This is a genomic window from Pseudomonas sp. 8(2025), from assembly GCF_052665325.1.
The window spans coordinates 12,906-39,185 of record NZ_JBQOIE010000019.1 but is presented as its reverse complement, the minus strand read 5'-3'; the positions used below and the strand labels follow the sequence as shown (position 1 = coordinate 39,185).

At 62.3% G+C, this 26,280-nt stretch carries 30 protein-coding genes and 1 riboswitch; of the genes, 21 read left to right on the top strand and 9 right to left on the bottom strand.

Annotation, left to right across the window (positions count from 1 at the left end; all coding sequences use genetic code 11):
* Positions 1–89: 89 nt before the first annotated feature.
* The 4 genes from ACUXVH_RS27535 to purM all read right to left on the bottom strand — a co-directional run bounded on the left by ACUXVH_RS27535 (position 90) and on the right by purM (position 3,005).
* Positions 90–278 carry a hypothetical protein gene (locus tag ACUXVH_RS27535; RefSeq protein ID WP_011062706.1) on the bottom strand — a complete coding sequence of 63 codons (189 nt, stop codon included), beginning with the start codon at positions 276–278 and terminating at the stop codon, positions 90–92.
* 284 nt (positions 279–562) lie between these two features.
* On the bottom strand, positions 563–1,276 hold the full coding sequence (locus tag ACUXVH_RS27530; RefSeq protein ID WP_011062705.1) for a DUF3108 domain-containing protein: 714 nt from the start codon (positions 1,274–1,276) through the stop codon (positions 563–565).
* Positions 1,277–1,284: 8 nt separating this feature from the next.
* Positions 1,285–1,935, bottom strand: coding sequence for a phosphoribosylglycinamide formyltransferase (purN, locus tag ACUXVH_RS27525; RefSeq protein ID WP_011062704.1), 651 nt, complete (start codon positions 1,933–1,935; stop codon positions 1,285–1,287).
* Between the two features lie 11 nt (positions 1,936–1,946).
* Positions 1,947–3,005 (bottom strand): phosphoribosylformylglycinamidine cyclo-ligase, encoded by a 1,059-nt coding sequence (gene purM / locus ACUXVH_RS27520; protein ID WP_065365419.1) that lies wholly within the window; start codon positions 3,003–3,005, stop codon positions 1,947–1,949.
* A 370-nt stretch (positions 3,006–3,375) separates the two neighbouring features.
* Between purM and ACUXVH_RS27515 the strand changes: the two genes are divergently transcribed.
* The 6 genes from ACUXVH_RS27515 (at position 3,376) to ACUXVH_RS27490 (ending at position 8,674) form a co-directional block, all read left to right on the top strand.
* Positions 3,376–4,425, top strand: coding sequence for a DUF2066 domain-containing protein (locus ACUXVH_RS27515; protein ID WP_065365420.1), 1,050 nt, complete (start codon positions 3,376–3,378; stop codon positions 4,423–4,425).
* 37 nt (positions 4,426–4,462) lie between these two features.
* Positions 4,463–5,536, top strand: a complete 1,074-nt coding sequence (locus ACUXVH_RS27510) for an AI-2E family transporter (protein ID WP_011062701.1) — start codon at positions 4,463–4,465, stop codon at positions 5,534–5,536.
* Positions 5,537–5,743: 207 nt separating this feature from the next.
* Complete coding sequence (hda, locus tag ACUXVH_RS27505; RefSeq protein ID WP_007898944.1) at positions 5,744–6,448, top strand: DnaA regulatory inactivator Hda; 705 nt, start codon at positions 5,744–5,746, stop codon at positions 6,446–6,448.
* 223 nt (positions 6,449–6,671) lie between these two features.
* Positions 6,672–7,292, top strand: a complete 621-nt coding sequence (locus tag ACUXVH_RS27500) for a C40 family peptidase (protein WP_015636644.1) — start codon at positions 6,672–6,674, stop codon at positions 7,290–7,292.
* 164 nt (positions 7,293–7,456) lie between these two features.
* Entirely contained in the window at positions 7,457–7,990 is a 534-nt protein-coding gene (locus ACUXVH_RS27495) for a C40 family peptidase (protein ID WP_011062699.1), read from the top strand.
* A 21-nt stretch (positions 7,991–8,011) separates the two neighbouring features.
* The gene (locus ACUXVH_RS27490; protein WP_065365421.1) at positions 8,012–8,674 is read left to right on the top strand and encodes a class I SAM-dependent methyltransferase; all 663 of its coding nucleotides are present in this window, start codon (positions 8,012–8,014) and stop codon (positions 8,672–8,674) included.
* Between the two features lie 2 nt (positions 8,675–8,676).
* Here ACUXVH_RS27490 and ACUXVH_RS27485 read toward each other — a convergent pair whose 3' ends face one another.
* Together ACUXVH_RS27485 and ACUXVH_RS27480 are read right to left on the bottom strand one after the other, a co-directional pair.
* On the bottom strand, positions 8,677–9,996 hold the full coding sequence (locus ACUXVH_RS27485; RefSeq protein ID WP_065365422.1) for a PQQ-dependent sugar dehydrogenase: 1,320 nt from the start codon (positions 9,994–9,996) through the stop codon (positions 8,677–8,679).
* A 70-nt stretch (positions 9,997–10,066) separates the two neighbouring features.
* Positions 10,067–10,648 (bottom strand): hypothetical protein, encoded by a 582-nt coding sequence (locus ACUXVH_RS27480; RefSeq protein WP_047288455.1) that lies wholly within the window; start codon positions 10,646–10,648, stop codon positions 10,067–10,069.
* 171 nt (positions 10,649–10,819) lie between these two features.
* A riboswitch (cobalamin riboswitch) is annotated at positions 10,820–11,052 on the top strand.
* Positions 11,053–11,133: 81 nt separating this feature from the next.
* On the opposite strand from ACUXVH_RS27480, the gene cobO reads away from it, so the two are divergent.
* The 14 genes from cobO (at position 11,134) to ACUXVH_RS27410 (ending at position 22,454) form a co-directional block, all read left to right on the top strand.
* Positions 11,134–11,745 carry a cob(I)yrinic acid a,c-diamide adenosyltransferase gene (gene cobO, locus ACUXVH_RS27475; protein WP_015636640.1) on the top strand — a complete coding sequence of 204 codons (612 nt, stop codon included), beginning with the start codon at positions 11,134–11,136 and terminating at the stop codon, positions 11,743–11,745.
* A 10-nt stretch (positions 11,746–11,755) separates the two neighbouring features.
* The gene (locus tag ACUXVH_RS27470) at positions 11,756–13,096 is read left to right on the top strand and encodes a cobyrinate a,c-diamide synthase (RefSeq protein ID WP_065365423.1); all 1,341 of its coding nucleotides are present in this window, start codon (positions 11,756–11,758) and stop codon (positions 13,094–13,096) included.
* On the top strand, positions 13,089–13,739 hold the full coding sequence (gene bluB, locus ACUXVH_RS27465) for a 5,6-dimethylbenzimidazole synthase (protein WP_053159772.1): 651 nt from the start codon (positions 13,089–13,091) through the stop codon (positions 13,737–13,739). The genes ACUXVH_RS27470 and bluB overlap by 8 nt, the downstream gene beginning before the upstream one ends.
* Positions 13,736–14,644 carry an adenosylcobinamide-phosphate synthase CbiB gene (gene cbiB / locus ACUXVH_RS27460; RefSeq protein WP_015636637.1) on the top strand — a complete coding sequence of 303 codons (909 nt, stop codon included), beginning with the start codon at positions 13,736–13,738 and terminating at the stop codon, positions 14,642–14,644. The genes bluB and cbiB overlap by 4 nt, the downstream gene beginning before the upstream one ends.
* Positions 14,637–15,629 carry a threonine-phosphate decarboxylase CobD gene (gene cobD, locus ACUXVH_RS27455; RefSeq protein ID WP_065365424.1) on the top strand — a complete coding sequence of 331 codons (993 nt, stop codon included), beginning with the start codon at positions 14,637–14,639 and terminating at the stop codon, positions 15,627–15,629. The genes cbiB and cobD overlap by 8 nt, the downstream gene beginning before the upstream one ends.
* Complete coding sequence (locus ACUXVH_RS27450; RefSeq protein ID WP_065365425.1) at positions 15,626–17,077, top strand: cobyric acid synthase; 1,452 nt, start codon at positions 15,626–15,628, stop codon at positions 17,075–17,077. Before cobD ends, ACUXVH_RS27450 begins: the two co-directional genes overlap by 4 nt.
* 42 nt (positions 17,078–17,119) lie before the next feature.
* A complete protein-coding gene (cobU, locus tag ACUXVH_RS27445; protein WP_065365426.1) occupies positions 17,120–17,641 on the top strand; it encodes a bifunctional adenosylcobinamide kinase/adenosylcobinamide-phosphate guanylyltransferase in 522 nt (173 codons plus the stop codon).
* Positions 17,638–18,693 (top strand): nicotinate-nucleotide--dimethylbenzimidazole phosphoribosyltransferase, encoded by a 1,056-nt coding sequence (gene cobT, locus ACUXVH_RS27440; protein WP_015636634.1) that lies wholly within the window; start codon positions 17,638–17,640, stop codon positions 18,691–18,693. Before cobU ends, cobT begins: the two co-directional genes overlap by 4 nt.
* Positions 18,690–19,265 (top strand): alpha-ribazole phosphatase family protein, encoded by a 576-nt coding sequence (gene cobC / locus ACUXVH_RS27435; protein WP_015636633.1) that lies wholly within the window; start codon positions 18,690–18,692, stop codon positions 19,263–19,265. Before cobT ends, cobC begins: the two co-directional genes overlap by 4 nt.
* Before the next feature lies 1 nt (position 19,266).
* Positions 19,267–19,998: an adenosylcobinamide-GDP ribazoletransferase gene (locus ACUXVH_RS27430; protein ID WP_011062686.1), complete on the top strand. Its 732-nt coding sequence runs from the start codon at positions 19,267–19,269 to the stop codon at positions 19,996–19,998.
* Positions 19,999–20,068: 70 nt separating this feature from the next.
* The gene (locus ACUXVH_RS27425) at positions 20,069–20,473 is read left to right on the top strand and encodes a MarR family winged helix-turn-helix transcriptional regulator (protein ID WP_015636631.1); all 405 of its coding nucleotides are present in this window, start codon (positions 20,069–20,071) and stop codon (positions 20,471–20,473) included.
* A 52-nt stretch (positions 20,474–20,525) separates the two neighbouring features.
* Positions 20,526–21,728 carry an MFS transporter gene (locus ACUXVH_RS27420; RefSeq protein WP_047337533.1) on the top strand — a complete coding sequence of 401 codons (1,203 nt, stop codon included), beginning with the start codon at positions 20,526–20,528 and terminating at the stop codon, positions 21,726–21,728.
* Positions 21,725–21,847, top strand: coding sequence for a hypothetical protein (locus tag ACUXVH_RS27415; protein WP_015636629.1), 123 nt, complete (start codon positions 21,725–21,727; stop codon positions 21,845–21,847). Before ACUXVH_RS27420 ends, ACUXVH_RS27415 begins: the two co-directional genes overlap by 4 nt.
* Positions 21,848–21,902: 55 nt before the next feature.
* Complete coding sequence (locus ACUXVH_RS27410) at positions 21,903–22,454, top strand: glutathione peroxidase (RefSeq protein WP_445496403.1); 552 nt, start codon at positions 21,903–21,905, stop codon at positions 22,452–22,454.
* A 79-nt stretch (positions 22,455–22,533) separates the two neighbouring features.
* Here ACUXVH_RS27410 and ACUXVH_RS27405 read toward each other — a convergent pair whose 3' ends face one another.
* The 3 genes from ACUXVH_RS27405 to ACUXVH_RS27395 form a co-directional block, all read right to left on the bottom strand.
* Positions 22,534–23,814 carry an OmpP1/FadL family transporter gene (locus tag ACUXVH_RS27405; protein WP_011062682.1) on the bottom strand — a complete coding sequence of 427 codons (1,281 nt, stop codon included), beginning with the start codon at positions 23,812–23,814 and terminating at the stop codon, positions 22,534–22,536.
* A gap of 144 nt (positions 23,815–23,958) precedes the next feature.
* The gene (locus ACUXVH_RS27400) at positions 23,959–24,441 is read right to left on the bottom strand and encodes a hypothetical protein (RefSeq protein ID WP_015636627.1); all 483 of its coding nucleotides are present in this window, start codon (positions 24,439–24,441) and stop codon (positions 23,959–23,961) included.
* A 272-nt stretch (positions 24,442–24,713) separates the two neighbouring features.
* Positions 24,714–24,938: a hypothetical protein gene (locus ACUXVH_RS27395; protein WP_011062680.1), complete on the bottom strand. Its 225-nt coding sequence runs from the start codon at positions 24,936–24,938 to the stop codon at positions 24,714–24,716.
* 876 nt (positions 24,939–25,814) lie between these two features.
* Between ACUXVH_RS27395 and ACUXVH_RS27390 the strand changes: the two genes are divergently transcribed.
* Entirely contained in the window at positions 25,815–26,138 is a 324-nt protein-coding gene (locus tag ACUXVH_RS27390; protein ID WP_011062679.1) for a sel1 repeat family protein, read from the top strand.
* Positions 26,139–26,280: the final 142 nt, after the last annotated feature.

Genomic DNA, 26,280 nt, shown 5'->3' with positions numbered 1-26,280 from the left:
GACAAACCCCGCTCATGGCGGGGTTTGTCGTTTGTGGGGGAGGCCGTTGATCCGCGTGGAGATCCCGGCACTCCGGCACTGAGGTCGAGTCAGGAGCTCTGGGGCGCGCGGTTCTGCTCGAGTTTTTCCAATTCAGCCTTGTAGCTGTGGGCGTCGCTCTCGGAGTGGAACATGCCCACCAGCATGTCTTGTTGATGTACATCCCAGATCCGTACACCCGCGGCTACGCCTTCATGGGACATATGTGAATCGTCGCGTTCAGTTACTTTTACAGTCATCTGCTAGCTCCAATCTCTGTTGATCTGCAGCAAGGCGTGTGCAGGACTCTGTTATATATTTTGTTAGCTTGCTAAGTAAATTGCCTGGCGCTGCAACAAACCTTTGCAGAATCGAAGAAAATCCTGCAGCCCACGTAAACCGTGACATTTCGCCGCAGGGTGTACCGCTTCATGACAAAAGTTTCATCTTCGAGGGCTTGTGCCGGGGCTTGCTGTGCGGGCGAGGAACCAAATCCCGGGCAAAAAAAAGCCCCGCTTTCGCGAGGCTTCGTGACTGCTGCGGCTCAGCTGCCTTTGACCGTCTTGCCGTCAACGGTGCCGTTGAGGAGCATGATGTTGTACTCCTTGCCGTCGGTTTCCACCTGTTGCAGGCGCACCAGCAGGTAATCCCAGTCCTTGGCGAACCACATCACGGTGATGCGTTTGCTCTGTGTCGGGTCGCGAACGCGCTCGACCTTGATCGCATCGATCTGGCCAGCTTTGGTGTCAACCTTCTCCGAGCCCAGGACACGGAAGTCATAGGTGTCGACTTCACCGCCGTCGACCACTTGATAGCTCATGGTCTTCTTGCCGGCTGCCACATCGTGCTGCAGGGCCAGCTGGTAGGTGGATTTATCCACCATGCCGGTGTTCAGCGGCAGCTTGACCGCATCACCACGGTCGGTGCCGGTGACCATCTTGGCTTTCCAGTCGAAATCCAGGTCGGCTTTCTTGGCTTTGCCCAGGCCACCACGCTCGAAGCGATAGGACTGGGGCACCAGGGTGTCCTTGTCCAGGGTCAGGGTGCTTTCCTCGCTCAGGCTGGCGATCATCATCGATGCCTTGAAGCTGAGTTTCCACGCACCATTGGCGGTTTTTTCCAGGCTGCGTTCAGCAGTGCCGCTCATGGGCAGTTGCTTCCAGTCGGCGGTGTAGCTGGCGGAGAACGGATGAAGGTCTGCCGCCTGCACAGCCGGCAGGGCGAACAGAGCGCAAGCGAAGAGCAGGGCGCGACGCATAAAATCTCCTAGGTTCGAATCAAATAGCCGCTGGCGGCCAGTAATTGACCATCCAGTAAAGCACCCTGATCGCCGAGCGTCAGCCGACCTTCGGCAAACCAGCGTACGGCCATGGGGTAAATCCGGTGTTCCTGGACGTGCACTCGCTGCGCCAGGCTCTGCGGCGAGTCGTGCAACTCTACCGGGATCACAGCCTGTACGACCAGAGGGCCGCCATCGAGTTCCTCGGTGACGAAGTGCACGCTGCAGCCATGCTCCGTATCTCCGGCCTCCAGCGCCCGCTGATGAGTGTGTAACCCTTTGTATTTCGGGAGCAGCGAGGGGTGGATATTCAGCAGCCGGCCCTGGTAGTGGCGGACGAATCCGGCGCTGAGAATACGCATGAATCCGGCCAGGACCACCAGTTTGGGTTGGAAGGTATCGATCAGCTCGATCAGCCCCTGATCGAAGGCCTCCCGGCCTTCGAAGGCGGTGTGATCGAGGAAGCGGGTAGCGATACCCGCGTCCTTGGCGCGCTGCAGGCCATAGGCGTCAGCGCGGTTGGAGATCACGGCGGCGATGCGCACCGGGCTGTCGCCGGTGTGCACGCTGTCGATCAAGGCTTGCAGGTTACTGCCGGTGCCGGACAACAGCACCACAACATCACAGGTCGGCGACATCCGCTCTTGCATCAGTGAGCCTTGAGGTTCTTCAGCTCGACCTGGGCCGCGCCTTCGGCTGCGGTGGCGATCTGGCCGATGACCCATGGCTGCTCGCCCGCCTCGCGCAGGACCTTCAGGGCGTTCTCGACCTGATCCTGGGCCACGCAGATGACCATGCCCACGCCGCAGTTCAGCACGCGATGCATTTCGTGCTCGTCGACGTTGCCTTTTTCCTGCAGCCAGTCGAAGACCGCCGGGCGCTGCCAGCTCGCCACGTCGACTACGGCCTGGGCGCCTTTTGGCAGCACGCGCGGGATGTTGTCCAGCAGGCCGCCACCGGTGATGTGGGCCATGGCCTTGACCGCGCCGGTGTCCTTGATCAGCTTCAGCAGTGGCTTGACGTAGATGCGGGTCGGCGCCATCAGCAGGTCGGTCAGTGGTTTGCCGTCCAGATGGATGCTTTCGATGTCGGCGCCGGAGACTTCGATGATCTTGCGGATCAGCGAGTAGCCGTTGGAGTGCGGGCCGGAGGAGGGCAGGGCCAGCAGGGCATCGCCGGCGGCAACTTTCGAGCCGTCGATGATCTCGGCCTTTTCCACCACGCCTACGCAGAAGCCGGCCAGGTCGTAGTCTTCGCCTTCGTACATGCCGGGCATTTCAGCGGTTTCACCGCCCACCAGGGAGCAGCCGGACAGCTCGCAGCCAGCGCCGATGCCGGTTACCACTTGGGCTGCGGTATCGACGTTGAGCTTGCCGGTGGCGTAGTAGTCGAGGAAGAACAGCGGTTCGGCGCCGCAGACCACCAGGTCGTTGACGCACATGGCCACCAGGTCGATGCCGATGCTGTCGTGCTTGTTCAGGTTCAGGGCCAGGCGCAGCTTGGTGCCGACGCCGTCAGTGCCGGAGACCAGCACCGGTTGCTTGTAGCCGGCCGGGATTTCGCAGAGGGCGCCGAAACCGCCCAGGCCGCCCATGACTTCCGGGCGCGCAGTGCGCTTGGCGACGCTCTTGATGCGTTCGACCAATGCTTCACCGGCGTCGATGTCTACACCGGCGTCTTTGTAGCTCAGGGAGGGTTGCTTGCTCATGATCCAGGCCTTTAGGGGGGATTCAGGGGTATCGACCGAACCAGTGAGACTGCCGGAAACACAGGAAAAGCGTTTCAGGGTGCCCAGCTGATGCCGGTCTGCGAAGGCGCGCGATTTTATCAGGCTTGAGGGGCAGCGGCCATCCTCGGGCCGACGGGGAGAGGCATATCCTGTTAAAAAAACCGCGATTGGTCGTGTTGGTGCTCCTGCCCATGCCTGTATAAGGTATAGCGCTCAAGTGGCTATCGTTATGACAGCGCGAAAACTATCGGGCGCCGGGTGAATGTTTTGCCCAGGCTTGTGGTCACAGCCTTGTTCGCCGCGGTTCAAGTGCGCTGTTTCAATCGTTTTCTGTCGTCGGGAATCTTCCATGCGTCTGGGTAAATTTCTGTTTGTGGGCTGTTTGTCATTGGTCAGCCTGGCGAGTCATGCCGAAACCCTCAATGGCCTGTATCAAGTGCGTGAGCCTGTGAGCAGCCAGTCGCCCGAAGAGCGCGACCAGGCCACGCAACGGGCCCTGGAAACCCTGGTGCTGCGCCTCACTGGCGACGCCAAGGCCGCCCAGGGGCCAGGGCTGGCGGCGATCCGCAAGGACCCGCAGCAGATCATCAGTCAGTACGGCTACGACGCCGGCCCGCCGGAAAGCCTGCAGGTGGATTTCGATCCGGTCACCACCGATCGCGCCCTGCGTCAGGCCGGGCTATCGCTCTGGGGCAACAACCGGCCGTCGATCATCGGCTGGTGGTTGAGTGATTCCACCGAAGGCTCGAGCCTGGTGGGTGATGGCCAGGCCAGCGCGGCGCCCTTGCGGCGTGCGGCTCAACATCGTGGCTTGCCCCTGCGCCTGCCGCTGGGGGATCTGAACGAGCAGATCGTCGCCACGGCGCCGAATCTTGAAGGTTCCGATCCGGCGCCGCTGCGTGAAGCCTCCGAGCGTTACGGTGCTGATGCGTTGCTGGCGGTACATGCCCGGGAAGAAGGTGGCCAATGGCAAGCCAAGTGGCGGCTGTGGCTGGGCGATCAGAAGGAGCAGGGCACTGTCCAGGGCGCTGATACCGCGGCCCTGGCCGATGGGGTGTTGCTGGCGGTGAGCCAGCGTCTGGCGCCCCGTTTCGTCACTCGTCCTGGTGCTTCCAGCGAGCAGTTGCTGGAAGTGCAGGGCATGACTCTGGAGCATTACGCGGCCCTTGGGCACTTGCTGGAGCCTTTTGGTGCGCAGTTGCAGAGCGTTGACGGTGATCGGATCGTCTATCGCGTCAACGGCAGTGCGGAGCAGCTGCGGGCGCAACTGTCGCTGGCCAAGCTGCAAGAGATTCCGGCGGGCGAAGCGCCTGCGCCGCAAGCTCCTGTACAAGGCGCTGAAGGGGCCGCCCCTGTGGCGCCGCCGGCGCCGCAGGCCCAACTGCGTTTTCGTTGGTAGCAGGTTGTTTCCTTCTATATAGAAGCTGGAGAGGTATATGGCTGATACGCGTCGTTGGGTCTGGTTGGGTGTCGTGCTCCTGGCCTGCGGGTTCGTCTACCTGCTGCACCCGATCCTCAGTCCGTTCCTGGTGGCGCTGTTGCTGGCCTACCTGTTCGATCCGCTGGTGGACCGGCTGGAGCAATGGGGGTTGTCGCGGACCTGGGGCGTGGTGGCGGTATTCGCCTTGTTCACCCTGATCGTCATGACCCTGCTGCTGGTGCTGGTGCCCATGCTGGCCAAGCAGTTGGTGCGGCTCTATGAACTGGCGCCGCAGATGCTCGATTGGGTCCAGCACAGCGCCATGCCCTGGGTGCAGTCCAAGCTCGGTCTGGCGGACGGCTTCTGGAAGTTCGACAAGGTCAAGGCGGCCATCAGCGAGCACATGGGCCAGACCACCGATATCGTCGGCGTGGTGCTGAGCCAGGCAACGGCTTCGGGCCTGGCGCTGATTGGCTGGCTGGCCAATCTGGTGCTGATCCCGGTGGTCAGCTTCTATCTGCTGCGGGACTGGGACTTGATGATGGCCAAGATCCGCAGCCTGTTGCCACGCAGCCGCGAAGAGCAGGTGGTGTCTCTGGCCGGTGAGTGCCATGAAGTGCTGGGGGCCTTTGTTCGCGGGCAATTGCTGGTGATGCTGGCTCTCGGGGTGATCTACGCCGCGGGCCTGATGCTGGTGGGGCTGGAGCTGGGGCTGTTGATCGGTCTGATTGCCGGTCTGGCGGCAATCGTGCCGTATATGGGCTTTGTCATCGGCATTGGCGCGGCGCTGATTGCCGGGCTGTTCCAGTTCGGTGGCGACCTGTATCCGATGATCGGCATTGTCGCGGTATTCATGGTGGGGCAAGCCCTTGAGGGCATGGTGCTGACGCCGTTGCTGGTGGGCGATCGCATCGGCTTGCACCCGGTGGCGGTGATCTTTGCCATTCTTGCCGGCGGCGAACTGTTCGGTTTTACCGGGGTGCTGCTGGCGCTGCCGGTGGCAGCTGTGATCATGGTGCTGGTGCGCCATGTGCATGATCTGTACAAGGATTCGGATCTCTACAGCGGTGCTGAAGACCCCGAGTTGTAAAGGGGCGCGCGGGCCTTCGTGACGGTTGGCGGCGCTTGGCCGGCCGTCACGGTAGCTGTCAAGGAACGCCCTCCGATTGCGTTTGGCTGTCGCAAACCTTTGATTTTGCTTGTGGTCTGCTGCATTGTGCGCTCGGCGTCACGGGTATAAACTTTGCAAACTTTACACAGAGGCCACTAACGGTTCCTTTGGAACTGTTCAGTCAGCATGAAACCGATTCAGCTGCCCCTAGGTGTGCGTCTGCGTGATGACGCCACCTTCATCAACTACTACCCAGGCGCCAATGCCGCAGCACTCGGCTACGTCGAGCGCCTCTGCGAAGCCGACGCCGGTTGGACCGAAAGCCTGATCTACCTCTGGGGCAAGGATGGCGTGGGCCGCACGCACTTGCTGCAGGCCGCGTGCCTGCGTTTCGAGCAGTTGGGGGAGCCGGCGGTGTATCTGCCGCTGGCGGAGCTTCTGGATCGCGGTATCGAGATTCTCGACAACCTGGAACAGTACGAGCTGGTCTGCCTGGATGACCTGCAGGCAGTGGCTGGCAAGGCGGATTGGGAAGAAGCGCTGTTTCATCTGTTCAACCGCTTGCGCGACAGTGGTCGGCGCCTGTTGATCGCGGCCTCGACCTCGCCTCGCGAGTTGCCGGTGAAACTGGCGGATTTGAAGTCTCGCCTGACCCTGGCACTGATCTTTCAGATGCGCCCGCTCTCCGACGAAGACAAATTGCGTGCCTTGCAGCTAAGGGCATCCCGCCGGGGGCTGCATCTGACCGACGAGGTCGGGCATTTCATCCTGACCCGCGGTACCCGCAGCATGAGTGCCCTGTTCGAGCTTCTCGAGCGCCTCGACCAGGCTTCGTTGCAGGCCCAGCGCAAGCTGACCATCCCTTTTCTGAAAGAGACCCTGGGCTGGTAAAGACAAGGCTTCCAGGGCTTTCTGGAGCAACCTTCGGCATATTCCAGGCGCCAGAAAATGCACCTTTGGAAGGGTTTCCAGAGGCGGGTGGACTTAAAATGGGCTTAAAGCCTTAGATGTACGGAAGAAACTCATAAGTCACATTCTGATCGATTGAATTTGCAAATGAGGGCGATAGAAGGCATAGTCGCGTCTTCTATTATTTCAAGCCACGGTCGTGCCCATGCTAAATCGCTTCGCACCCCTCGTGCCTCTCGCACTCGTCACCCTGTTGTTTGGTTGCGCCTCCCACACTCCGGTGTCCCAGCAGCAACCTGTCCAGCAGGCTCAAGTCTCCGTCAAAAACCAGTCTTCCGCTGTTTATCAGGAAGAGCTGGCAACTGAAAAGGAACTGGCAGAGTTCTCTGACAGCAAGCCTTACCAGTTGCCAGTTCTGGCTGACAGCATCCTCGAGCGCGGCATGTCCCTGATCGGTACCCGTTACCGTTTCGGCGGTACCTCGGAAGCCGGCTTCGATTGCAGCGGTTTCATCGGTTATCTGTTTCGTGAAGAGGCGGGCATGAACCTGCCGCGTTCCACTCGCGAAATGATCAACGTGAAAGCGCCACTGGTAGCGCGCAACAATCTCAAGCCGGGTGATCTGCTGTTCTTCAGCACCAACGGTCGTGGGCGCGTCAGCCACGCAGGTATCTACCTGGGCGATGACCAGTTCATCCACTCCAGCAGCCGTCGCAGTGGCGGTGTGCGGGTCGACAGCCTGGGCGATAGCTACTGGAGCAAGACCTTCATCGAAGCCAAGCGCGCACTCGCCATGGCTCCAACCGTGGTCACTGCACGCAAATAAGCGGACTATTTGTAGGGCGAAGTTAAAGTCTTACTTGAAGTTTGGCGTGTAGGCGCTAGAATCCTGATCTATTGTTGAAACTAACCGCGTATGCCTTGCTTACGCGGTTTTGTTTTCAGTGCCACGGCAGAGAAAGCCGCATCCCGATCAGGATTGTCCAGCTTATGTCGACCTCAGCCCGTTTTGCTCTTATTGCCCTCGCAGCGCTGCTCAGCGCCTGTGCCAGCCGTACCCCGCCGCCTGCGCCTGTGGTGCGTGCTCCGGTGTTCAACTCCTCCCAAACCTTCTCTCCGGTTGCCGAAGACGTGCTGTTCCGCGCCCTTGGGCTGGTGGGCACGCCTTATCGCTGGGGCGGCAACACCCCGGATTCCGGTTTCGACTGCAGTGGCCTGATCGGTTACGTCTACCGCGATGCGGCGGGTATTTCCTTGCCGCGTTCAACCCGGGAAATGATCGGCATGCAGGCGCCGGATGTGGGCAAGAACGCGCTGCAGACCGGCGACCTGATCTTCTTCGCCACCAATGGCGGCTCCCAGGTCAGCCATGCGGGCATCTACGTGGGGGAAGGGCGCTTCGTGCATGCGCCGGCTACCGGCGGCACGGTGAAGCTCGACAGCCTGTCCAAGGCCTATTGGCAGAAGGCCTACCTGAGCGCCAAGCGCGTCCTGCAGCCAGAACACCTGGCGCGCAATCCCTAATCTTCTCTGGTCGAGGTGCCTGTGACCGCTCGGACGCTGAACCTCGACGATGCCCTCTACCATTACCTGCTGGACGTTTCCCTGCGTGAAACGCCCCTGCTGCGTCGTCTGCGGGATGAAACCCAGGCAATGCCCACCGCCCGTTGGCAGGTGGCGCCCGAGCAGGGCCAGTTCCTCGCGTTGCTGGTGAAGTTGACCGGCGCCCGTCGCGTGCTGGAGGTCGGCACCTTCACCGGCTACAGCGCCCTGTGCATGGCCCAGGCGCTGCCTGAAGACGGTTCTCTGATCTGCTGCGACATTCCCGGCGACTACAACGCTACGGCCCTGCGCTACTGGCAGGAGGCGGGGGTGGGCCAGCGCATCGAACTGCGCCTGGCCCCGGCCCTGGATACCCTGGCCAGCCTGGAGCGAGCGGGGCAGCTTGGCTGTTTCGACCTGATCTTCATCGATGCCGACAAGGCCAACTACCCGGCCTACCTGGAGGCCGCGCTAGGCCTGCTGCGCGTTGGCGGGCTGCTGGTGTTCGACAACACCCTGTGGAGCGGGCGCGTGCTGGAGACCGATTCCCTGAGCGAGGATACCCGAGCCATCCAGGCGCTCAATCGCGCCTTGAAGGATGACTCGCGTATCGATCTGTCGCTGCTGCCGCTGGGAGATGGTCTGACGCTGTGCCGCAAGCGTTGAGCCTAGGGGGCTTTGGCGGCGGAGACTCGCCAGATCTTGTTGCCCACATCGTCGGCCACCAATAACCCGCCTTGCTGGTCGATCACCACTCCGACCGGGCGTCCCATGGCTTTCTCGTCGGCATTGAGAAAGCCGCTAAGCACATCGATCGGCGCTCCATTGGGCTTGCCGGCGCTGAATGGCACGAAAACCACCTTGTAGCCGCTATGAGGCTTGCGATTCCAGGAACCGTGCTGGCCGATGAAGGCGCCTTCGGTGAAGGGGGCGGGGAGCTTGCTGCCGTCGGCGAAGGTCAGCCCCAGCGACGCGGTGTGCGGGCCTACCGCGTAGTCCGGGGCGATGGCCTTGGCCACCAGGTCGAGGTTCTGCGGCTTGACCCGTACATCCACATGTTGCCCGTAGTAGCTGAAGGGCCAGCCATAGAACGCGCCATCCTTGACCGAGGTGATGTAGTCCGGCACCAGGTCGCTGCCGATTTCGTCCCGCTCGTTGACTGCGGTCCAGAGTGCGCCGCTGGCCGGCTCCCAGGCCAGGCCATTGGGGTTGCGCAGGCCGGTGGCGAACAGGCGGTGCTGGCCGCTTTCACGGTCCACCTCCCAGATCGCCGCTCGGCCTTGCTCCTTGTCCAGGCCGTTTTCGCCGACGTTACTGTTGGAGCCCACGGTGACGTAGAGCTTGCTGCCGTCCTTGCTGGCGATGACGTTCTTGGTCCAGTGATGGTTGAGGGTGCCGCCGGGCAGGTCGACCACCTTGGTGGCGGCTGCGCTGATCTGGGTGTCGCCGCTCTGGTAGGGAAAGCGCAGTAGCTTGTCGGTATCGGCCACATACAGGTCATTGCCCACCAGGGTCATGCCAAAGGGCGAATTGAGGTTCTCCAGAAACACTGTGCGGGTCTCCGCCACACCATCGTGATCCTGGTCCCTTAGCAGGGTGATGCGGTTGGCGCTGGGCACGGCCGCCCCGGCACGGCCCATGATCTTGCCGGCGATCCAGCCGCGAATGCCCTGGCTGTCATCCGGTTTGGGCGGGGCGTTGGTTTCCGCCACCAGCACATCGCCATTGGGCAGGACGTAGAGCCAGCGTGGATGGTCGAGGTTCTCGGCGAAAGCCTTGACCTGGGTGCCGGCCGCGGCCTGGGGTTTTGCACCTTGCGGCCAGCCGATGGCGGGGGCGATGTTGACCGTGGGGATCAACGTCGGGTTGGGTTCCGGCAGCTTGGGGTTGGGGCCGGTGCCGTCGGACACCTGCAGGCTGGAAGTTTCGCCGCAGGCGGCGAGGCCGGCGGCGATGGCGATCAGTAGGCTGTGCTGAAGCTTGAGCATGCGAATTTCCCTATGAGTGCACGGACGTCGTAGTCATAGAGAAGCATAGCCAGTCGATGGTTCCGCCCGATCAGCGGGCCTCCTTGAAGAGCACGGCGACGCCCGGGTGGTAGTGGCCGGCCTCGTTGTGCAGCTTGCGATAGGCGTAGGGGAAGTACCAGGCCACGGCGCAACAGTGCTCTTTCTGCAGTTCGTCGAGCATGTCCTGGAGCTCTTCCGGGGTAGCGCTGTGCTGGGATTTTTGTGGGGCAACGAACAGGCAACCCAGTCTCAGGTCGCTGGCGTAGCTGATCTTTCTTGCATCCTGGGCAACGTCCAGCAGTGCCTGGGTCAGGTTCAGGCTGTTGACCCTTGGCCAGCGCTGGGTGGCGTGGATGTAGGCGCGCTCTTCCTTGGTGGCCAGGTACAGGTCGGTGCGGGCGTTGCGCGCACCTTCTTCCTGCTGTTTCCTGCTGGGGCTGTGTTCCAGGCTGACCATCTCGGCCATCCAGGCCGCCGCGCTGAGCAGCCCGAGATTGGCCTGCTCGTCGAACCAGTAGGGCGTTTCGTTATCGCCGCGAACCGCGTTGTAGCGATCGATGCAATCGAACCAGCGTTCCAGCATCGGGCGCAGGAATTCCAGCTTCGGATTGCTGATGATCATGCCTTGCATCGAACTCACCCCTTATTGTTGTGTGGTTGGCGCCTGGGGCGCTGAAAAGTGGCTATTTGATATCATTGCTCTGAGTGTGGCACAAGATTGGCGTCAGTTTATTGATGCAGTGCAGTTTTGTGCCGGGGGCGACGGCCGGCTTTAATTGACGCTCCACCCCCAACCCTCTAACCTTCGCGACTTGTTTCAGGTGCTCTGTGGCCGGTGGCCGACAGAGTGAAACAGGGAAGCCGGTCAGGGTCTGTTCCAGTGATGGAGCCGACGACGATTCCGGCGCTGCCCCCGCAACGGTAGATGAGTCAAGACTGCGCCTGACGCCACTGTGTCAATGACACGGGAAGGCGCGCAGTCCGGCAGCCATGCCGCTCATGAGCCCGGAGACCGGCCTGATCCATCCAACGGCATCACGGTGGGCGATGCCAGGCTAGCGCCGTCTGTTCCTTTTCCCTGCCCCCCGTTCCCCAGCCCCAACGGAGAGCTGCCCCATGAGTGAATCCCCCGATCGTGACGAGCGCCATCTGGCGCGCATGTTGCGCAAAAAAGCCGTGATCGATGAACGCATTGCCAACTCGCCCAACGAATGCGGCCTGCTGCTGGTATTGACCGGCAACGGCAAGGGCAAGAGCAGCTCGGCCTTCGGCATGCTGGCGCGGTCCATGGGCCACGGCATGCAGTGTGGCGTGGTGCAGTTCATCAAGGGGCGTAACAGCACCGGCGAAGAACTGTTCTTCCGGCGTTTCCCCGAGCAGGTGCGCTTTCACGTGATGGGCGAAGGCTTTACCTGGGAAACCCAGGATCGCCAGCGCGATATCGCTGCGGCTGAAGCCGCCTGGGCGGTTTCCAGGGAGTTGCTGAGCAACCCGGATATTGGCCTGGTGGTGCTCGACGAGCTGAACATTGCCCTCAAGCACGGCTACCTGGACCTGGATCAGGTGCTCAGTGACCTGCAGGCACGTCCGCCCATGCAGCATGTGGTAGTGACCGGTCGCGGCGCCAAGCCGGAGATGATCGAGCTGGCCGATACCGTGACCGAGATGGGCATGGTCAAGCACGCCTTCCAGGCCGGGATCAAGGCGCAGAAAGGTGTCGAGCTGTGAGCGTGAATTCATGACTGATGTTCGTCATTGCCCGGCAGTGTTGATCGCCGCACCGGCTTCCGGCCAGGGCAAGACCACGGTGACCGCGGCCCTGGCCCGCTTGCACCGCAACCGGGGGCGCAAGGTCCGGGTCTTCAAGTGCGGCCCGGATTTCCTCGACCCGATGATTCTTGAGCGCGCCAGTGGTGCCGCGGTGTACCAGTTGGACATGTGGATGGTGGGCGAGCAGGAAAGCCGCCGTCTGCTCTGGGAGGCGGCGGGAGAGGCCGACCTGATTCTGATCGAAGGGGTCATGGGCCTGTTCGATGGCACCCCTTCCAGCGCCGATCTGGCGCGGCATTTCGGCGTGCCGGTGCTGGGGGTGATCGATGGCACCGCCATGGCCCAGACCTTCGGCGCCCTGGCTCTGGGCCTGGCGCGCTACCAGCCGGACCTGCCGTTTGCCGGGGTGCTGGCCAACCGGGTTGGTACCCTGCGCCATGCGCAGTTGCTGGAAGGCAGCCTGACGGAAGGCTTGCGCTGGTATGGCGCCTTGTCCCGGGAAACCGATATCGAGCTGCCCAGCCGCCATCTGGGGCTGGTGCAGGCCAGCGAGCTGAATGATCTGGACCTGCGCCTGGATGCCGCCGCCGAGGCCCTGGCCAGCAGTTGCCAGGTGGAACTGCCGCCAGCGGTGAGTTTTGCTGCACCCACGCCGGTGGCTTGCACGCCACTGCTCAAGGGCGTGCGGATTGCCGTGGCGCGGGACGAGGCGTTTGCCTTCACCTATGGCGCCAGCCTCGATCTGTTGCGAGCCATGGGGGCGCAGTTGAGCTTCTTCTCGCCGATCCACGATACCCAGCTGCCCGACGCGGACAGCCTGTACCTGCCCGGCGGCTATCCCGAATTGCACCATCAGGCCCTGGCCCGCAACAGCAGCATGCTGCAGGCCATTCGTGCCCATCACGCGGCCGGCAAGCCGCTGCTCGCCGAGTGCGGCGGCATGCTCTACCTGCTGGACTCCCTGACCGATGTCGAAGGCCAGCGTGCCGAGCTCCTGGGCCTGCTGCCCGGAGATGCGGTAATGCAGAAGCGCCTGGCGGCACTGGCCTTGCAAGCGGTGGATTTGCCCGAAGGCAGTCTGCGCGGCCACACCTATCACCATTCCCTGACCAGCACCGAGCTGCTGCCCATCGCCCGTGGGCTCAGCCCCAACGGCGGGCGCGGCGCGGAAGCGGTGTATCGCCAGGGGCGGATGACGGCCTCTTATGTGCACTTCTATTTCCCGTCCAATCCGGCGGCGGTGGCGGCGTTGTTTGCGCCGGGCGCGCCTGTTCAGCCGGTTTTAGCCGAGGGCGTGGCGGGTGAGTGAGCAGGGGTTCTCTGAGGCGCAGCGCGAGGGGGTCTACCGGGCCATCGCCGAGCGCCGCGACATGCGTCATTTCGCGGGTGGCAGTGTCGAGCCGGCAGTGCTGCGGCGCTTGCTGGAAGCAGCGCATCAGGCGCCCAGTGTCGGGCTGATGCAGCCCTGGCGTTTTATTCGCATCAGCGACCGCCTGTTGCGCAAGCACATCCAGCAGTTGGTGGAGGCGGAGCGGGTGCGCACCGCCCAAGCCCTGGGTGAGCGTTCCGACGAGTTCATGAAGCTCAAGGTCGAAGGCATCAGCGATTGTGCCGAGGTGCTGGTGGCCGCCTTGATGGATGACCGCGAACGACACATCTTCGGCCGTCGGACCCTGCCGGAGATGGACCTGGCGTCCCTGTCCTGCGCCATCCAGAACCTGTGGCTGGCGGCCCGCAGCGAAGGCCTGGGAATGGGGTGGGTGTCTTTGTTCGATCCTCAGGCCCTGGCCGATCTGCTGGGGCTGCCGGCAGGTGCCAAGCCCGTGGCCGTGCTGTGCCTGGGCCCGGTCTCCGAATTCTACCCGGCGCCGATGCTGGCACTGGAAGGCTGGGCGCAACCGCGGCCGCTGAGTGAGTTGTTGTATGAGAATTACTGGGGAGTGAGTCAATGAGTGTGGCCTTGCTGAGTGTCGCCGGGGTCGCGCTGGATGCGCTGCTGGGCGAACCCAGGCGCTGGCATCCGCTGGTGGCGTTCGGCCGTGTGGCCGATCGTATCGAGCAACGTTTCAACTCCGCCGGCCGTGGCTGGCGCAGCCATGGCGTCACCGCCTGGGTGCTGGCGGTGGTGCCCCTGACCCTGGTGGCCACAGCGCTGTCCTGGTTGCCCTACGTCGGCTGGCTGGTGGAAATCCTGGCGTTGTACTGCGCCTTGGGCCTGCGCAGCCTCGGCGAGCATGTGGAGCCGGTGGCCCAGGCGTTGCGCAGTGACGATCTGGAAGAAGCACGCCGCCGGGTGGGGTTTCTGGTGAGTCGCCAGACTAGCGAGCTGGACGCCACCGAAGTGGCCCGCGCGGCCACCGAATCGGTGCTGGAAAACGGCAGCGATGCGGTGTTCGCTGCGCTGTTCTGGTTTGCCGTGGCCGGCGCGCCCGGGGTGGTGCTCTACCGTCTGAGCAATACCCTGGATGCGATGTGGGGCTACCGCAACGAGCGCTTCGAACGTTTTGGCTGGGCTGCGGCGAAGATTGACGACCTGCTCAATTACATTCCCGCGCGCCTGGTGGCCCTGACTTACGCCTTGCTGGGCAAGACCCGGCTGGCACTCAAGTGCTGGCACCGCCAGGGCCCGACCTGGGACAGCCCGAATGCTGGCCCGGTGATGGCGGCCGGGGCGGGCGCCCTGGGAGTGGAGCTGGGTGGCGCAGCGATTTATCACGGTGAGCTGCATCAGCGCCCGCAACTGGGTGAAGGCGAGCCGGCCAGTGCCGGTTCCATTGATCGTGGCTGGCAGCTGGTGCAGCGGGGTGTCTGGCTGTGGCTGCTGATTCTTTGCCTGGGGGCTGAATTCTATGCTTGAGCACGGCGGACGACTGCGCAAGGCGGCCGAGCAATACGGGATTGCCGAAGATGCCTGGCTGGACTTGTCCAGCGGGTTGGCGCCCTGGCCGTTTCCCCTGCCGCCCATTGCGCTGCGTGCCTGGGCGCGCCTGCCGGAAACCGATGACGGACTGGAACAGGCGGCCCGCGAATACTACGGCGCCAGTGAAGTGCTGCCGGTGGCCGGCTCCCAGGCAGTAATCCAGTTGCTGCCGCGCTTGCGTCGAGCGGGCAAGGTCGGTGTGCTGTCGCCCTGTTATGCCGAGCACGCCGAAGCCTGGCGCCGCAGCGGCTACCGGGTACGCGAAGTGCTGGAGCAGGAAGTGGATTTCTTCCTCGACAGCCTCGATGTGCTGGTGGTGGTCAACCCGAACAACCCTACCGGCCTGAGCCTGACCCCGGAGCGCCTGCTGGACTGGCACGCGCGCCTGGCTCAGCGCGGCGGCTGGCTGGTGGTGGACGAAGCCTTCATGGACAACACCCCGCACCTGAGCCTGGCTCGCCACGCCCATCAGGTGGGGCTGATTGTGTTGCGTTCGTTCGGCAAGTTCTTTGGCCTGGCCGGAGTACGCCTGGGTTTTGTCCTGGCCGAGCGCCGGCTGCTCAAACTGCTGGCGGAGCAGGTCGGACCCTGGGCAGTCAGCGGGCCGACCCGGGTGGTGGGGCAGGCCTGCCTGCGCGATACCCAGGGGCACGCCCGGCAAAGGTTGCGCAGCGAAGCGGCGAGCGAGCGTTTGGTTGAAGTCCTCGAGCGCCATGGTCTCAAGCCCCAGGGCGGTTGCGCGCTGTTTCAGTGGCTGATCAGTGCCGAGGCCGAATCGCTTTATCACTTCATGGCGCGCCGCGGCATTCTCCTGCGCCTGTTCACTCATAACAGCAGCCTGCGCTTCGGCCTGCCCGCCGAGGAGGCCGATTGGGATCGCCTGGAACAGGCGCTGCAGGCCTATCGCAAGGAATATCCATGAGCACTCTGATGGTTCAAGGCACCACCTCGGATGCCGGCAAGAGCACCCTGGTGACGGCCCTGTGCCGTTGGCTGCGGCGCCAGGGTCTCAGCGTGGTGCCGTTCAAGCCCCAGAACATGGCCCTCAACAGTGCGGTGACTGCCGATGGCGGCGAGATCGGCAGGGCCCAGGCCGTCCAGGCCCAGGCGGCCAATCTGGCGCCCCACACCGACATGAACCCGGTGCTGCTCAAGCCCAACAGCGATACCGGCTCTCAGGTAATCATTCACGGCCGCGCCGTGACCAGCATGAACGCCGTGGCCTATCACGACTACAAGGCCATCGCCATGCAGGCCGTACTGGCTTCCCATGAGCGCCTGAAAAGCGCTTATCAGGTGGTGATGGTGGAAGGCGCCGGCTCGCCGGCGGAGATCAACCTGCGGGCCGGCGATATTGCCAACATGGGCTTTGCCGAGGCGGTGGACTGCCCGGTGCTGCTGATCGCCGACATCAACCGCGGTGGGGTCTTCGCCCATTTGGTGGGCACCCTGGAACTGCTGTCTCCCAGTGAGCAGGCCCGGGTAAAGGGCTTCATCATCAACCGCTTTCGTGGCGACCTGGCGTTGTTGCAACCGGGCCTGGACTGGCTGGAGGCCCGCACCGGCAAGCCGGTGATCGGCGTGCTGCCCTATGTCCTGGACCTGCACCTGGAAGCCGAGGACGGTATCGACCAACGCCAGGTGGGCAAGGTCGAACAGTTGCTCAAGGTGGTGGTGCCGGTGCTGCCGCGCATCAGCAATCACACGGATTTCGATCCGTTGCGCCTGCATCCTCAGGTCGACTTGCAATTCATCGGCCCCGGCCAGGCGATTCCTGCTGCCGATCTGATCATCCTCCCCGGCTCGAAAAGCGTACGGGGCGATCTGGCCTACCTGCGCAGCAACGGCTGGGATCGGGCAGTTGCCCGCCACCTGCGCTACGGCGGCAAAGTGCTGGGCATCTGCGGTGGCCTGCAAATGCTTGGCGAGCAGGTGCATGACCCGCTCGGGCTCGAAGGCGCTGCGGGCTCCAGCCCCGGCCTGGGCCTGCTGGCATTTGAAACCGTGCTTGAAGAAGAGAAGCAGCTGCGTAACGTCAGCGGTCGCCTGAGCCTGGAGAATGCCGCGGTCAGTGGTTATGAAATTCACGCCGGGGTCACTCGCGGGCCGGCCCTGGAGCTGGCCGCCGTGCAACTGGACGACGGTCGCAGCGATGGCGCCTGCAGCGCCGACGGGCAGATCCTCGGCACCTACCTGCACGGTCTGTTCGAAACCCCTGCGGCCTGCAGTGCGCTGTTGCGCTGGGCCGGGCTCGAAGCGGTGCAGGAGGTGGATTACCACGCCTTGCGTGAACGCGATATCGAGCGTCTGGCGGACCTGGTGGAGCATCACCTGGACACCGCTGCACTGCGTCGGCTCTGTGGCCTTTGAGCGCTCAACCCAGGCCGTCTTCCCTATCAGAGGTGCCCAAGCATGTTGCAACTGATCCTCGGCGGTGCCCGGTCCGGCAAGAGCCGCCTCGCTGAAAAGCTCGCCGGTGACAGCGCCCTGGCGGTGACCTACATCGCCACCAGCCAGCCCCTGGATGGCGAGATGAATCAACGCATTGCCCATCATCGCGAGCGGCGTCCGGCCCATTGGGGCTTGATCGAGGAGCCGCTGGAGCTGGCCCGGGTGCTGCAGGAATCTGCCGGCGAAGGGCGCTGCCTGCTGGTGGACTGCCTGACCCTGTGGCTGACCAACCTGCTGATGCTTGAGGACCCCGAGCGCCTGGCCGCCGAACGCGAGGCCTTGTTGCAGTGCCTGGCGAACTTGCCGGGGGAGATCATTTTTGTCAGCAACGAAACCGGAATGGGTGTCGTGCCGCTGGGCGAATTGACTCGCCGCTATGTGGATGAAGCCGGTTGGCTGCATCAAGCCCTGGCCGAGCGTTGTCAGCGAGTGGTGCTGACGGTCGCCGGCCTGCCCCTGACTTTGAAAGGAACTGCGTTATGAGTAACTCCTGGTGGCTGGAACCCTGCAAGGCAATCGACACCCAGATGGTCGAGCAGGCCCTGGCGCGTCAGCAGCAACTGACCAAGCCGGCCGGCTCTCTCGGGCGCCTGGAGCCACTGGCGGTACGCCTGGCGGGCCTGCAAGGACGGCTCAAGCCCGGCATCGAGCGGCTATGGATCGCCATCTTCGCCGGTGACCATGGGGTGGTGGCCGAGGGCGTTTCCGCCTACCCGCAGGAAGTCACCGGGCAGATGTTGTTGAACTTCGTCAGCGGCGGAGCGGCCATCAGCGTGCTGGCCCGGCAACTGCAGGCGCAACTGGAGGTGGTGGATCTGGGCACAGTGACGCCAGGCTTGAACCTGCCGGGGGTGCGCCACCTGAACCTGGGGGCCGGCACGCAGAATTTTGTCCAGGAGCCGGCGATGACCCCTGCACAGGGCGAGCAGGCCCTGCAAGCCGGCCGCGACAGCGCGCTGCGGGCTCATGCCGACGGCGCCCAGCTGTTTATCGGCGGTGAAATGGGCATCGGCAATACCACCGCAGCCAGTGCCATTGCCTGTGCCCTGCTGGGGATTCCAGTGGCACAACTGGCCGGGCCGGGCACCGGCCTGAATGCCGAGGGGGTCAATCACAAGGCGCAGGTTATCGAGCGTGCCCTGGCGCTGCACGATGCCTCTCGCGGCGATGCCTTGCAGACCCTGTTCAACCTGGGGGGCTTTGAAGTGGCGGCGCTGGTGGGGGCTTACTTGGCGTGTGCCCAGGAGGGTATTGCGGTGCTGGTGGACGGTTTCATCTGCAGCGTCGCCGCGTTGGTGGCGGTACGTCTGAATCCGGCCTGCGCGCCCTGGTTGCTGTTCGCCCACCAGGGCGCCGAGCCCGGGCACCGGCATGTGCTGCAGACCCTGCAAGCCGAACCCTTGCTGGACCTGGGCCTGCGCCTGGGTGAAGGCAGCGGCGCCGCCCTGGCAGTGCCGTTGCTGCGGCTGGCCTGTGACCTGCACGGGCAGATGGCGACTTTCGCCGAAGCAGCGGTGGCGGATCGTCCGGCATGACCTTGTACCTGGACCTGTTGCGCCACGGTGAAACCGAACTGGGTGGTGGCCTGCGCGGCAGCCTGGACGATGCGTTGACTGCAACGGGCTGGCAACAGATGCGCGAAGCTGTCCAGGGGCGGGGTCCCTGGGACCGGGTACTGAGTTCGCCATTGCAGCGCTGTGCGCGTTTCGCCCAAGAGCTGGCGGAGCGGTTGCAGTTGCCGCTGAGCCTCGAGCCTGATCTTCAGGAACTGCACTTTGGTGCCTGGGAAGGGCAGAGCGCGGCGGCGCTGATGGAAACCGACGCCGATGATCTGGGGCGTTTCTGGGCCGATCCCTATGCATTCACCCCGCCTGGGGGCGAGCCGGTAGAGCTGTTCTCCCTGCGGGTGCTGGGGGCGATAGAGCGCTTGTACCAGGCCTGCGCCGGGCAGCGTGTGCTGCTGGTCAGCCATGGCGGGGTCATGCGCCTGCTGCTGGCCCGGGCTCGAGGGCTGCCGCGCCAGCAGTTGTTGAACGTTGAAGTGGGTCATGGCGCGCTGTTTCGTCTGCAGGTCGCCAGCGAAGGCCGGATGAGCGAGGAGGGCTGAGATGTTGCCGTTCTGGATTGCCTTGCAGTTTCTCAGCAGCCTGCCGGTCCGCCTGCCGGGCATGCCTCGGCCTGAAGAGCTGGGCCGCTCGCTGTTGTTCTATCCGTTGGTGGGGCTGCTGTTCGGCGTGCTGTTGTGGGTGCTGAATGCCATGCTGGGCGGTGTTCCCCTGTTGCTGCATGCGGCCTTGCTGTTGACCGCCTGGGTCCTGCTCAGCGGTGGTCTGCACCTGGATGGCCTGGCGGACAGTGCCGATGCCTGGCTGGGAGGCTTTGGCGATCGAGAGCGGACCCTGAGCATCATGAAGGACCCCCGTAGTGGTCCGATCGCCGTGGTGACCCTGGTGCTGGTGCTGCTGCTCAAGTTCACCGCCCTGGTGGCGCTGATCGAACAGCAGCAGGGCTTTGCCTTGTTGCTGGCGCCGCTGATCGGCCGCGGGGCATTGCTGGGCCTGTTTCTCTGCACGCCTTATGTGCGTGCCGGTGGGCTAGGGCAGGCGCTGGCTGACCACCTGCCACGTGTGGCCGGGCGGCAAGTGCTGGGCTTGAGCGTACTGGCCTGTTTGCTGCTGGGAGGCTACAGCGGGTTATGGGCAGTGCTGCTGGCCACTGTGCTGTTCTTCTGGCTGCGGCAAGTGATGATGCGGCGCCTGGGTGGTACCACTGGAGACACTGCCGGGGCTGTGCTTGAACTGTTGGAAACTGCCGTATTGCTCGGGGTGGCGCTGTTTTGAGTGGAGCACGGGATTGACGATTTTCATGAAAAATCTTGCCTTGGAATAATCACGGGTATATACACGCATCATGCTTCCCTCTCAGTGTTTGTGCACCAACCTGCGTCGCGCCGCCCGTGGCGTCAGCAGGTACTACGACGGCGCCCTTGATGGCTTCGGGATCAACGTTGCCCAGTATTCTCTGCTGAACAACCTGTTGCGCCTTGATCAGCCAAGCATTTCCAGCCTGGCGGAAGCCATGGGGCTGGATCGCAGCACGCTCGGGCGCAATGTGCGGGTCCTGGAAGCAGCAGGGCTGGTGCGCCTGCAGGAAGGCGACGATCAGCGAAACCGGCTGGTGCTGTTGACCGAGGCCGGGCATGAGCGGCTGGTGGCGGCCTTGCCTGCGTGGGAAGCGGCTCAGCAGCGGTTGATCGATCGCCTGGGTGTGGAAAAGCGTGAAACCTTGTTGGCCTTGCTGAACGAACTGTCTTGAGCGCCTTTCGTTCGACTATAAGCGGGTATATACCCGTAACTGGAGAATAAAAATGTCATCGATGTGGCGTACCAGCGGCTGGGTGCTTCTCGGCAGCGCTTTGATCCTGGCCTTGTCGCTGGGGATCAGGCATGGCTTCGGCCTGTTCCTGCCGCCCATGAGCGCGCAGTTTGGCTGGGGGCGCGAAGTCTTCGCCTTCGCCATTGCCCTGCAGAACCTGATCTGGGGGCTGGCCCAGCCTTTTACCGGAGCCTTGGCCGATCGTTTTGGTGCGGCGAAAGTGGTGCTGGTGGGTGGCGTGCTGTACGCGGTCGGGCTGGTGTTCATGGGGCTGTCGGATTCGGCCCTGACCCTGTCCCTGAGTGCCGGGCTGCTGATCGGCATAGGTCTGTCGGGTACGTCCTTCTCGGTAATTCTCGGTGTTGTCGGCCGCGCCTTGCCGCCGGAAAAACGCAGCATGGGCATGGGGATTGCCAGTGCGGCAGGTTCCTTCGGCCAATTTGCCATGCTCCCCGGAACCCTGGGGCTGATCGGCTGGCTGGGCTGGTCTACGGCGCTGCTGGTGCTGGGCTTGCTGGTGGCCTTGATCGTGCCATTGGTGAGCATGCTCAAGGACAAACCGCTGCCGGCTCTGGGGCATGAGCAGAGCCTCATGGAGGCCTTGCGTGAAGCCTGTTCCCATTCAGGGTTCTGGCTGTTGGCATTCGGCTTTTTCGTCTGTGGCTTCCAGGTGGTGTTCATCGGCGTGCACCTGCCGGCGTATCTGGTGGACCAGCACTTGCCGGCGACCGTGGGCACCACGGTGCTGGCCCTGATTGGCCTGTTCAATATCTTTGGTACCTATACCGCCGGCTGGCTGGGTGGGCGGATGTCCAAGCCGCGCCTGCTGACGGGCCTGTATCTGCTACGGGCGGTGGTGATCGGGCTGTTCCTGTGGTTGCCGGTGACTCAGACCAGCGCCTATCTGTTCGGCATGGCCATGGGCTTTCTCTGGCTGTCCACCGTGCCTTTGACCAACGGCACCGTGGCCACCTTGTTTGGCGTGCGCAACCTGTCCATGCTCGGCGGCATTGTGTTCCTGTTCCACCAATTGGGGTCTTTCCTTGGTGGTTGGCTGGGGGGCGTGGTGTATGACCGTACCGGGAGCTACGACTTGATCTGGCAGGTGGCGATTCTCCTTAGTCTGTTGGCGGCGGCACTGAACTGGCCGGTGCGCGAGCGGCCGGTGGCGCGTTTGCAGGCCAGCGCGGCATGAACCGCTGGCTGCTGCGCGGTGCCGGCCTGGGCCTCGGCATTCTATTGTTGCTGCTGGCCTGGTGGGGCTGGCACCGGGGCGGGCTGGCGCTGATGCAGCTGGGCATGGGCGCTTGCTAGGGGAGCGAGGGGGCGAGTAACGTCGTAGCCCGACACTTTGACAAGGATTCTGGACATGGCTATGCGCTGGTTTGCGGTTCCAGCTTTACTCGCGACCTTGGCCGGCTCGGCATGGGCGGCGGACTGTCCGCCCCTGTTGCAGGGTTCCTTGCCCAAATTGCACGCCAAGGAATCCATCGACTTGTGCCAGCGCTTTGCCGGCAAGCCGCTGGTGGTGGTCAATACGGCGAGCTTCTGCGGGTTTGCTCCGCAATTCAAAGGCCTTGAGGCGCTGTACCAGCGTTACAAGAATCAAGGGCTGGAAGTGGTGGGCGTGCCCTCCAATGACTTCAAGCAAGAGGCCAAGGATGGCGCGGAGACTGCCAAGGTCTGCTACGTCAATTACGGCGTGACCTTCACCATGACCGCGCCACAGAAGGTTCGGGGGGCGGATGCGGTGCACCTGTTCAAGGTGCTGGCGCAGCAGAGTAGCGCGCCGAAGTGGAATTTCTATAAATACGTGGTGGATCGCCAGGGCAATGTGATTGCCAACTTTTCCAGCCTGACCAAGCCGGACAATCCGGAATTCATCGAAGCGGTGGAGAAGGCATTGGCGTCGAAATCCTGAGAAAGCCTATTCATTAGCCAATAAAAAACCCGCATCTGCGGGTTTTTTATTGGTTTGAAACTGCGCGGCCTAGAGCTCGTTAGAACTTGTAGGTAGCGCCCAGGCCGTAGCCCCATGCGCTGTTCTGGTAAGTAGCGCTGTAGGCATTGCCTTTGCCGGTTCTGTTGACGTTGACGTCCTCTTCCTTCAGGTAGGAAACCGCCAGGTCCAGAGTCAGGTCTTCAGTCGGGCTGTAGCCGGCACCGAAGCTGATGGCCTTACGGTCACCGGTAGGGATACGTACAGAACGGTCGGTGTTGTTGGTTGGCGCCTGGTCAACCGAGAGGCCGCTGCGCAGAACCCACTCTTTGTTGACCTTGTAGGAAACACCAACAGCCGAGGCCCAGGTGTCGTGCCAGTTCTGTGGCTCGGTGATGGTGCCGATCGGGCCCCTGGAACCGCCAAGCAGGGCAGGAACACCTTCGTTGTTGACGGTGATGTCTTTCAGGCGGCTCCAGCGAGTCCAGGTGCTACCTGCGTAGACGGTCCACTGGTCATCCAGTTTCTGGGTGACAGAGAAGTCGACGACTTCCGGAGTGGTGATGTCCAGCGAGGCATCGTAACGGCCGCCATTGAACGGACCGAAGCCCGGGCCGGCGATGTTGGTGTGGCCTTCCAGCTTGTACTTGACCTTCGAGTGGTAGGTCAGGCCCAGGCGAGTAGTGTCGGTAGGCTGGACGATGATGCCGACGTTGTAGCCGATGGCGGTATCGTCACCCTTGATCTTCACGCTGCCATCATTGCGGCCGAAGAGCGCAGGGTTTGGAAACGGAGTCGCGGAAGTCAGTTCACCGCTCAGGCGGTTGATGGTCGGGCCGAAGCCGATCGACACCATGTCATTGAAGGCATAGCTGACGGTCGGTTGCAGGGTGACGACCTTGACTACGCTCTTGTCGCCGTAATAGCGGCTGGCAGAAGTGGACTCATAGTTGGTAACCAGGCCGAAGGGTGCATAGGCGCCCAGACCCAATGCCCAGCCGTTGCCCAGTTGTTTGACGAAGAACCCCATAGGAACGCTGGTGAACGGAACCATGTCACCGTCGCTGGTGCCGCCGGGTGGGCCGCCCTTGACGTTTTTCAGGTTGGTCTTGGCATCGATTGCCGCTACGCCGACAGTTACCTGGTCACGTTGCAGCAGGGACATGCCGGCAGGGTTACCGTAAACGGTGCTGGCATCTTCGGCAGAAGAGGAACGACCCGCGAAGCCGGTACCCATGCCGCTGATGCTTTGTTCGTTAAGAGCAAAACCGCTGGCGAAAAGTTGGGTAGAGGCAAGTGCAACCGCGAGACTTATGGTGGATTTGAGCATTACTTTTTTCATTATTAGAACTCCTGGTGATCACCGAGGCGAAAATTACCAACATTTCGATCTCGGCGCTATAGGCTGCAACAGTTGATTTAGAGCGTTTTTGTAGGACAATCCGACCAAAATCGGCTTCTTTCTCCGATTTTGCAAAAGTCGTTGTCAGCAGGCGACCTGGTTTAACGGTGCAATGCAGGTCTGCCAGGCGCAGGCGAAATCTCTTAAACGTCCTTGTGGTTGAAAGGTCTTCCTCCAGATGCGGGCCATGCCGAGCAGGTCGTCGGCAGCGGGGAGCGGCGTGTGTTGTTCTTCCACCAGCAACCAGGCAATGGCGGTGGCGTAACGCAGGTTGACGGTCAGTTCCAGGTGCGGCCCGCTGAGGAACGCATGCTGGCTGGCGAGCCCGCGAACCAGGCTGGCCCGTTCCGGATCCAGTGCCAGGTACTGGTCCCAGAGGGCTTGATGGCGCAATTCGGTGATGCGGTAGAGGCCATGGCCACGACGATCGTGCAGGGCTGAGCCCAGCGCCGATTGGCTGGCGGCAATGCCCAGCAGCAGGACTTCAGCGGTTTTGCTATGGCTGCCCAGGTACATCAGCGTCGGGCGGATCACATAGCGGCACAACTCGCTGGCGGCGATACCCATAAAGCCCTCGAAGCGTTAAATGGCCGGCGAAACCTGAAGGGCGCTTGGCAGCAAAAAAGGATCAGGTTTGCCGGAAGCGGTTCAGGCCGCTTGAGTTGAAGTGTAGTGTCATATCTGTGCTGTAAAGGACTGTTTTTAAAATATTTCCGTCCTCTTGTTATAAGCCTTATATCGATTGGTACTTTGCTCTGTAGGGTAAATGGGCGAATTGCAGGCAATAAAAAGCCCCGCGATCAGGCGAGGCTTTTCAGGGTTTTCAGCAGTTCGGCGTATCAGGCAACCAGGGCCTGGCGCGCACGTTCGATTACTGCCTGCAGCGGTTCGGCGCTGGAATACTGGTCGGGATACAGGCGTTCGCTGTGACGGGCGATCCCATGTTCGTTGACCAGGGTGAAGCTGAAGCAACCTTTGCGAGCGGCCATGATCAGGCAGTTCAACGGTGCAAAGGCGTGGGTTAGGGTGCGAATGGCATCCTGAGTCTGGATTTGAGTAGACATAATTATTAGGTGTTCCTACAAATGACACGGTTAAGAACCGTGCAACGTTAAAACGTTCCAGTAAACGTCGACCAGCATTGGTCAAACGAAGAACCTGACTGGAACAAAGCAGCCAGTTGCAGCGCGTTGATTGGTTGCGCTAGGGCTGGCAGGTAGGTACTTAGGAGGGCAGGCAACACAGCAAGGGCAAAGGTTCGGGGCCCAGGGTGGAGATCCTGATCAATTTGCAGGTTGGTTCGGTCAGAGTAAATGGCTCGAGCACTGCCGTTGAATTCGTATCAAGGGCGATAGGGTGAGCTTTACCTGGAAACCATCGAGGTGGTCGGTCCTTGGTGTTCGACGTTGTGCTCGGTTGGAGACGCTGTCGATGGGACTTGTTCGACCAGAATTGACTTTCAGCTTGGTACTAACGGCGAGGATTCTATTGGGTTGAACGACATAATGCAAGTGTGCTAGGAAAAAACTTTCAGAAGAGGCCAGAGGCTCAAGCATCAGCTGTGTAACCGTTGCTGTTGTGGCGTGTACGAAAACAGTGCGTTACCGGCGTTAATCTGCGCAAGGTTGTGCACACTTGTTGCGCAGCGTGTCACCCCGTTGTCACCTTCCCCAACGCCCGCCCCTTAGCCTGTCTCGAGAATTTAAGTCAATGATAAACATCGCTTTTTTTTACTGGTGAAAAAATCGTCAGTTTGACTGCAAGGCCCGTCTCATGGGGCTTTGGGAGGGTTGTGGAGGGGTTGTCCACTGAGTTATCCACAGCTTCTGTGGATTGTCCCAAGCGCTTGCTCTAGGACGGGCGTGCTGGCTCTTTTAGGCTTTACCCGGGCGAAAAAAGGAGTAGAGTGGCGCGCCTTCCGATCTGCCCCACAGTGCTTTATGAAGTTTCGCTCCGTATCACCTTCTGTTACCGCGACCCCTGCCAGTGTTACCGAACCCAAGCGGTTTTCCCTGCGCGTTGCTCTCTGGCTGTTGGACAGCCCACGCCTTGGTCACAACCCCAACGTCAAGCATTTTGCTGGACGCCTGCTCAAGCAGCCGGCCCGGGAAGGTGTGGTCGCGGCGCAGAGTCGCCTGGGCCAGTTGATGTGCCGCGAATGCGGCAACGCCCGTGATCGTCGCATCGGCCATGACCTGTTGCGTCAGGCTGCCCGTGCCGGCGACCGCCGTGCGCAATTGGAGCTGGGCCGGATCGAAGACTGAGCTGTCCAACACTCGGACGCTTGGTTAACCTTCATTTCTTCTTTCTACGGCAGGAATCGCTATGGCTATGGACTTGACCAGCTTGCTGCTTGGCCTGGCGGGAGCGGCGCTGCCGCTACTGGTTCTGGCCTGGCAACTGCAA

What these genes read in the sequence shown, in the direction of transcription:
- cobT (WP_015636634.1), top strand. Translation starts at nt 17,638, where the DNA reads ATGAGTAACTCCTGGTGGCTGGAACCCTGCAAGGCAATCGACACCCAG.
- ACUXVH_RS27415 (WP_015636629.1), top strand. Translation starts at nt 21,725, where the DNA reads ATGAACCGCTGGCTGCTGCGCGGTGCCGGCCTGGGCCTCGGCATTCTA.
- ACUXVH_RS27425 (WP_015636631.1), top strand. Translation starts at nt 20,069, where the DNA reads ATGCTTCCCTCTCAGTGTTTGTGCACCAACCTGCGTCGCGCCGCCCGT.
- ACUXVH_RS27480 (WP_047288455.1), bottom strand. Translation starts at nt 10,648, where the DNA reads ATGCAAGGCATGATCATCAGCAATCCGAAGCTGGAATTCCTGCGCCCG.
- cobD (WP_065365424.1), top strand. Translation starts at nt 14,637, where the DNA reads ATGCTTGAGCACGGCGGACGACTGCGCAAGGCGGCCGAGCAATACGGG.
- cobU (WP_065365426.1), top strand. Translation starts at nt 17,120, where the DNA reads ATGTTGCAACTGATCCTCGGCGGTGCCCGGTCCGGCAAGAGCCGCCTC.
- ACUXVH_RS27500 (WP_015636644.1), top strand. Translation starts at nt 6,672, where the DNA reads ATGCTAAATCGCTTCGCACCCCTCGTGCCTCTCGCACTCGTCACCCTG.
- ACUXVH_RS27430 (WP_011062686.1), top strand. Translation starts at nt 19,267, where the DNA reads ATGTTGCCGTTCTGGATTGCCTTGCAGTTTCTCAGCAGCCTGCCGGTC.
- hda (WP_007898944.1), top strand. Translation starts at nt 5,744, where the DNA reads ATGAAACCGATTCAGCTGCCCCTAGGTGTGCGTCTGCGTGATGACGCC.
- ACUXVH_RS27450 (WP_065365425.1), top strand. Translation starts at nt 15,626, where the DNA reads ATGAGCACTCTGATGGTTCAAGGCACCACCTCGGATGCCGGCAAGAGC.
- ACUXVH_RS27510 (WP_011062701.1), top strand. Translation starts at nt 4,463, where the DNA reads ATGGCTGATACGCGTCGTTGGGTCTGGTTGGGTGTCGTGCTCCTGGCC.
- ACUXVH_RS27410 (WP_445496403.1), top strand. Translation starts at nt 21,903, where the DNA reads ATGGCTATGCGCTGGTTTGCGGTTCCAGCTTTACTCGCGACCTTGGCC.
- purN (WP_011062704.1), bottom strand. Translation starts at nt 1,935, where the DNA reads ATGTCGCCGACCTGTGATGTTGTGGTGCTGTTGTCCGGCACCGGCAGT.
- cobC (WP_015636633.1), top strand. Translation starts at nt 18,690, where the DNA reads ATGACCTTGTACCTGGACCTGTTGCGCCACGGTGAAACCGAACTGGGT.
- cbiB (WP_015636637.1), top strand. Translation starts at nt 13,736, where the DNA reads ATGAGTGTGGCCTTGCTGAGTGTCGCCGGGGTCGCGCTGGATGCGCTG.
- ACUXVH_RS27535 (WP_011062706.1), bottom strand. Translation starts at nt 278, where the DNA reads ATGACTGTAAAAGTAACTGAACGCGACGATTCACATATGTCCCATGAA.
- ACUXVH_RS27395 (WP_011062680.1), bottom strand. Translation starts at nt 24,938, where the DNA reads ATGTCTACTCAAATCCAGACTCAGGATGCCATTCGCACCCTAACCCAC.
- ACUXVH_RS27420 (WP_047337533.1), top strand. Translation starts at nt 20,526, where the DNA reads ATGTCATCGATGTGGCGTACCAGCGGCTGGGTGCTTCTCGGCAGCGCT.
- ACUXVH_RS27470 (WP_065365423.1), top strand. Translation starts at nt 11,756, where the DNA reads ATGACTGATGTTCGTCATTGCCCGGCAGTGTTGATCGCCGCACCGGCT.
- cobO (WP_015636640.1), top strand. Translation starts at nt 11,134, where the DNA reads ATGAGTGAATCCCCCGATCGTGACGAGCGCCATCTGGCGCGCATGTTG.
- ACUXVH_RS27405 (WP_011062682.1), bottom strand. Translation starts at nt 23,814, where the DNA reads ATGAAAAAAGTAATGCTCAAATCCACCATAAGTCTCGCGGTTGCACTT.
- ACUXVH_RS27495 (WP_011062699.1), top strand. Translation starts at nt 7,457, where the DNA reads ATGTCGACCTCAGCCCGTTTTGCTCTTATTGCCCTCGCAGCGCTGCTC.
- ACUXVH_RS27485 (WP_065365422.1), bottom strand. Translation starts at nt 9,996, where the DNA reads ATGCTCAAGCTTCAGCACAGCCTACTGATCGCCATCGCCGCCGGCCTC.
- ACUXVH_RS27400 (WP_015636627.1), bottom strand. Translation starts at nt 24,441, where the DNA reads ATGGGTATCGCCGCCAGCGAGTTGTGCCGCTATGTGATCCGCCCGACG.
- ACUXVH_RS27515 (WP_065365420.1), top strand. Translation starts at nt 3,376, where the DNA reads ATGCGTCTGGGTAAATTTCTGTTTGTGGGCTGTTTGTCATTGGTCAGC.
- purM (WP_065365419.1), bottom strand. Translation starts at nt 3,005, where the DNA reads ATGAGCAAGCAACCCTCCCTGAGCTACAAAGACGCCGGTGTAGACATC.
- ACUXVH_RS27530 (WP_011062705.1), bottom strand. Translation starts at nt 1,276, where the DNA reads ATGCGTCGCGCCCTGCTCTTCGCTTGCGCTCTGTTCGCCCTGCCGGCT.
- ACUXVH_RS27390 (WP_011062679.1), top strand. Translation starts at nt 25,815, where the DNA reads ATGAAGTTTCGCTCCGTATCACCTTCTGTTACCGCGACCCCTGCCAGT.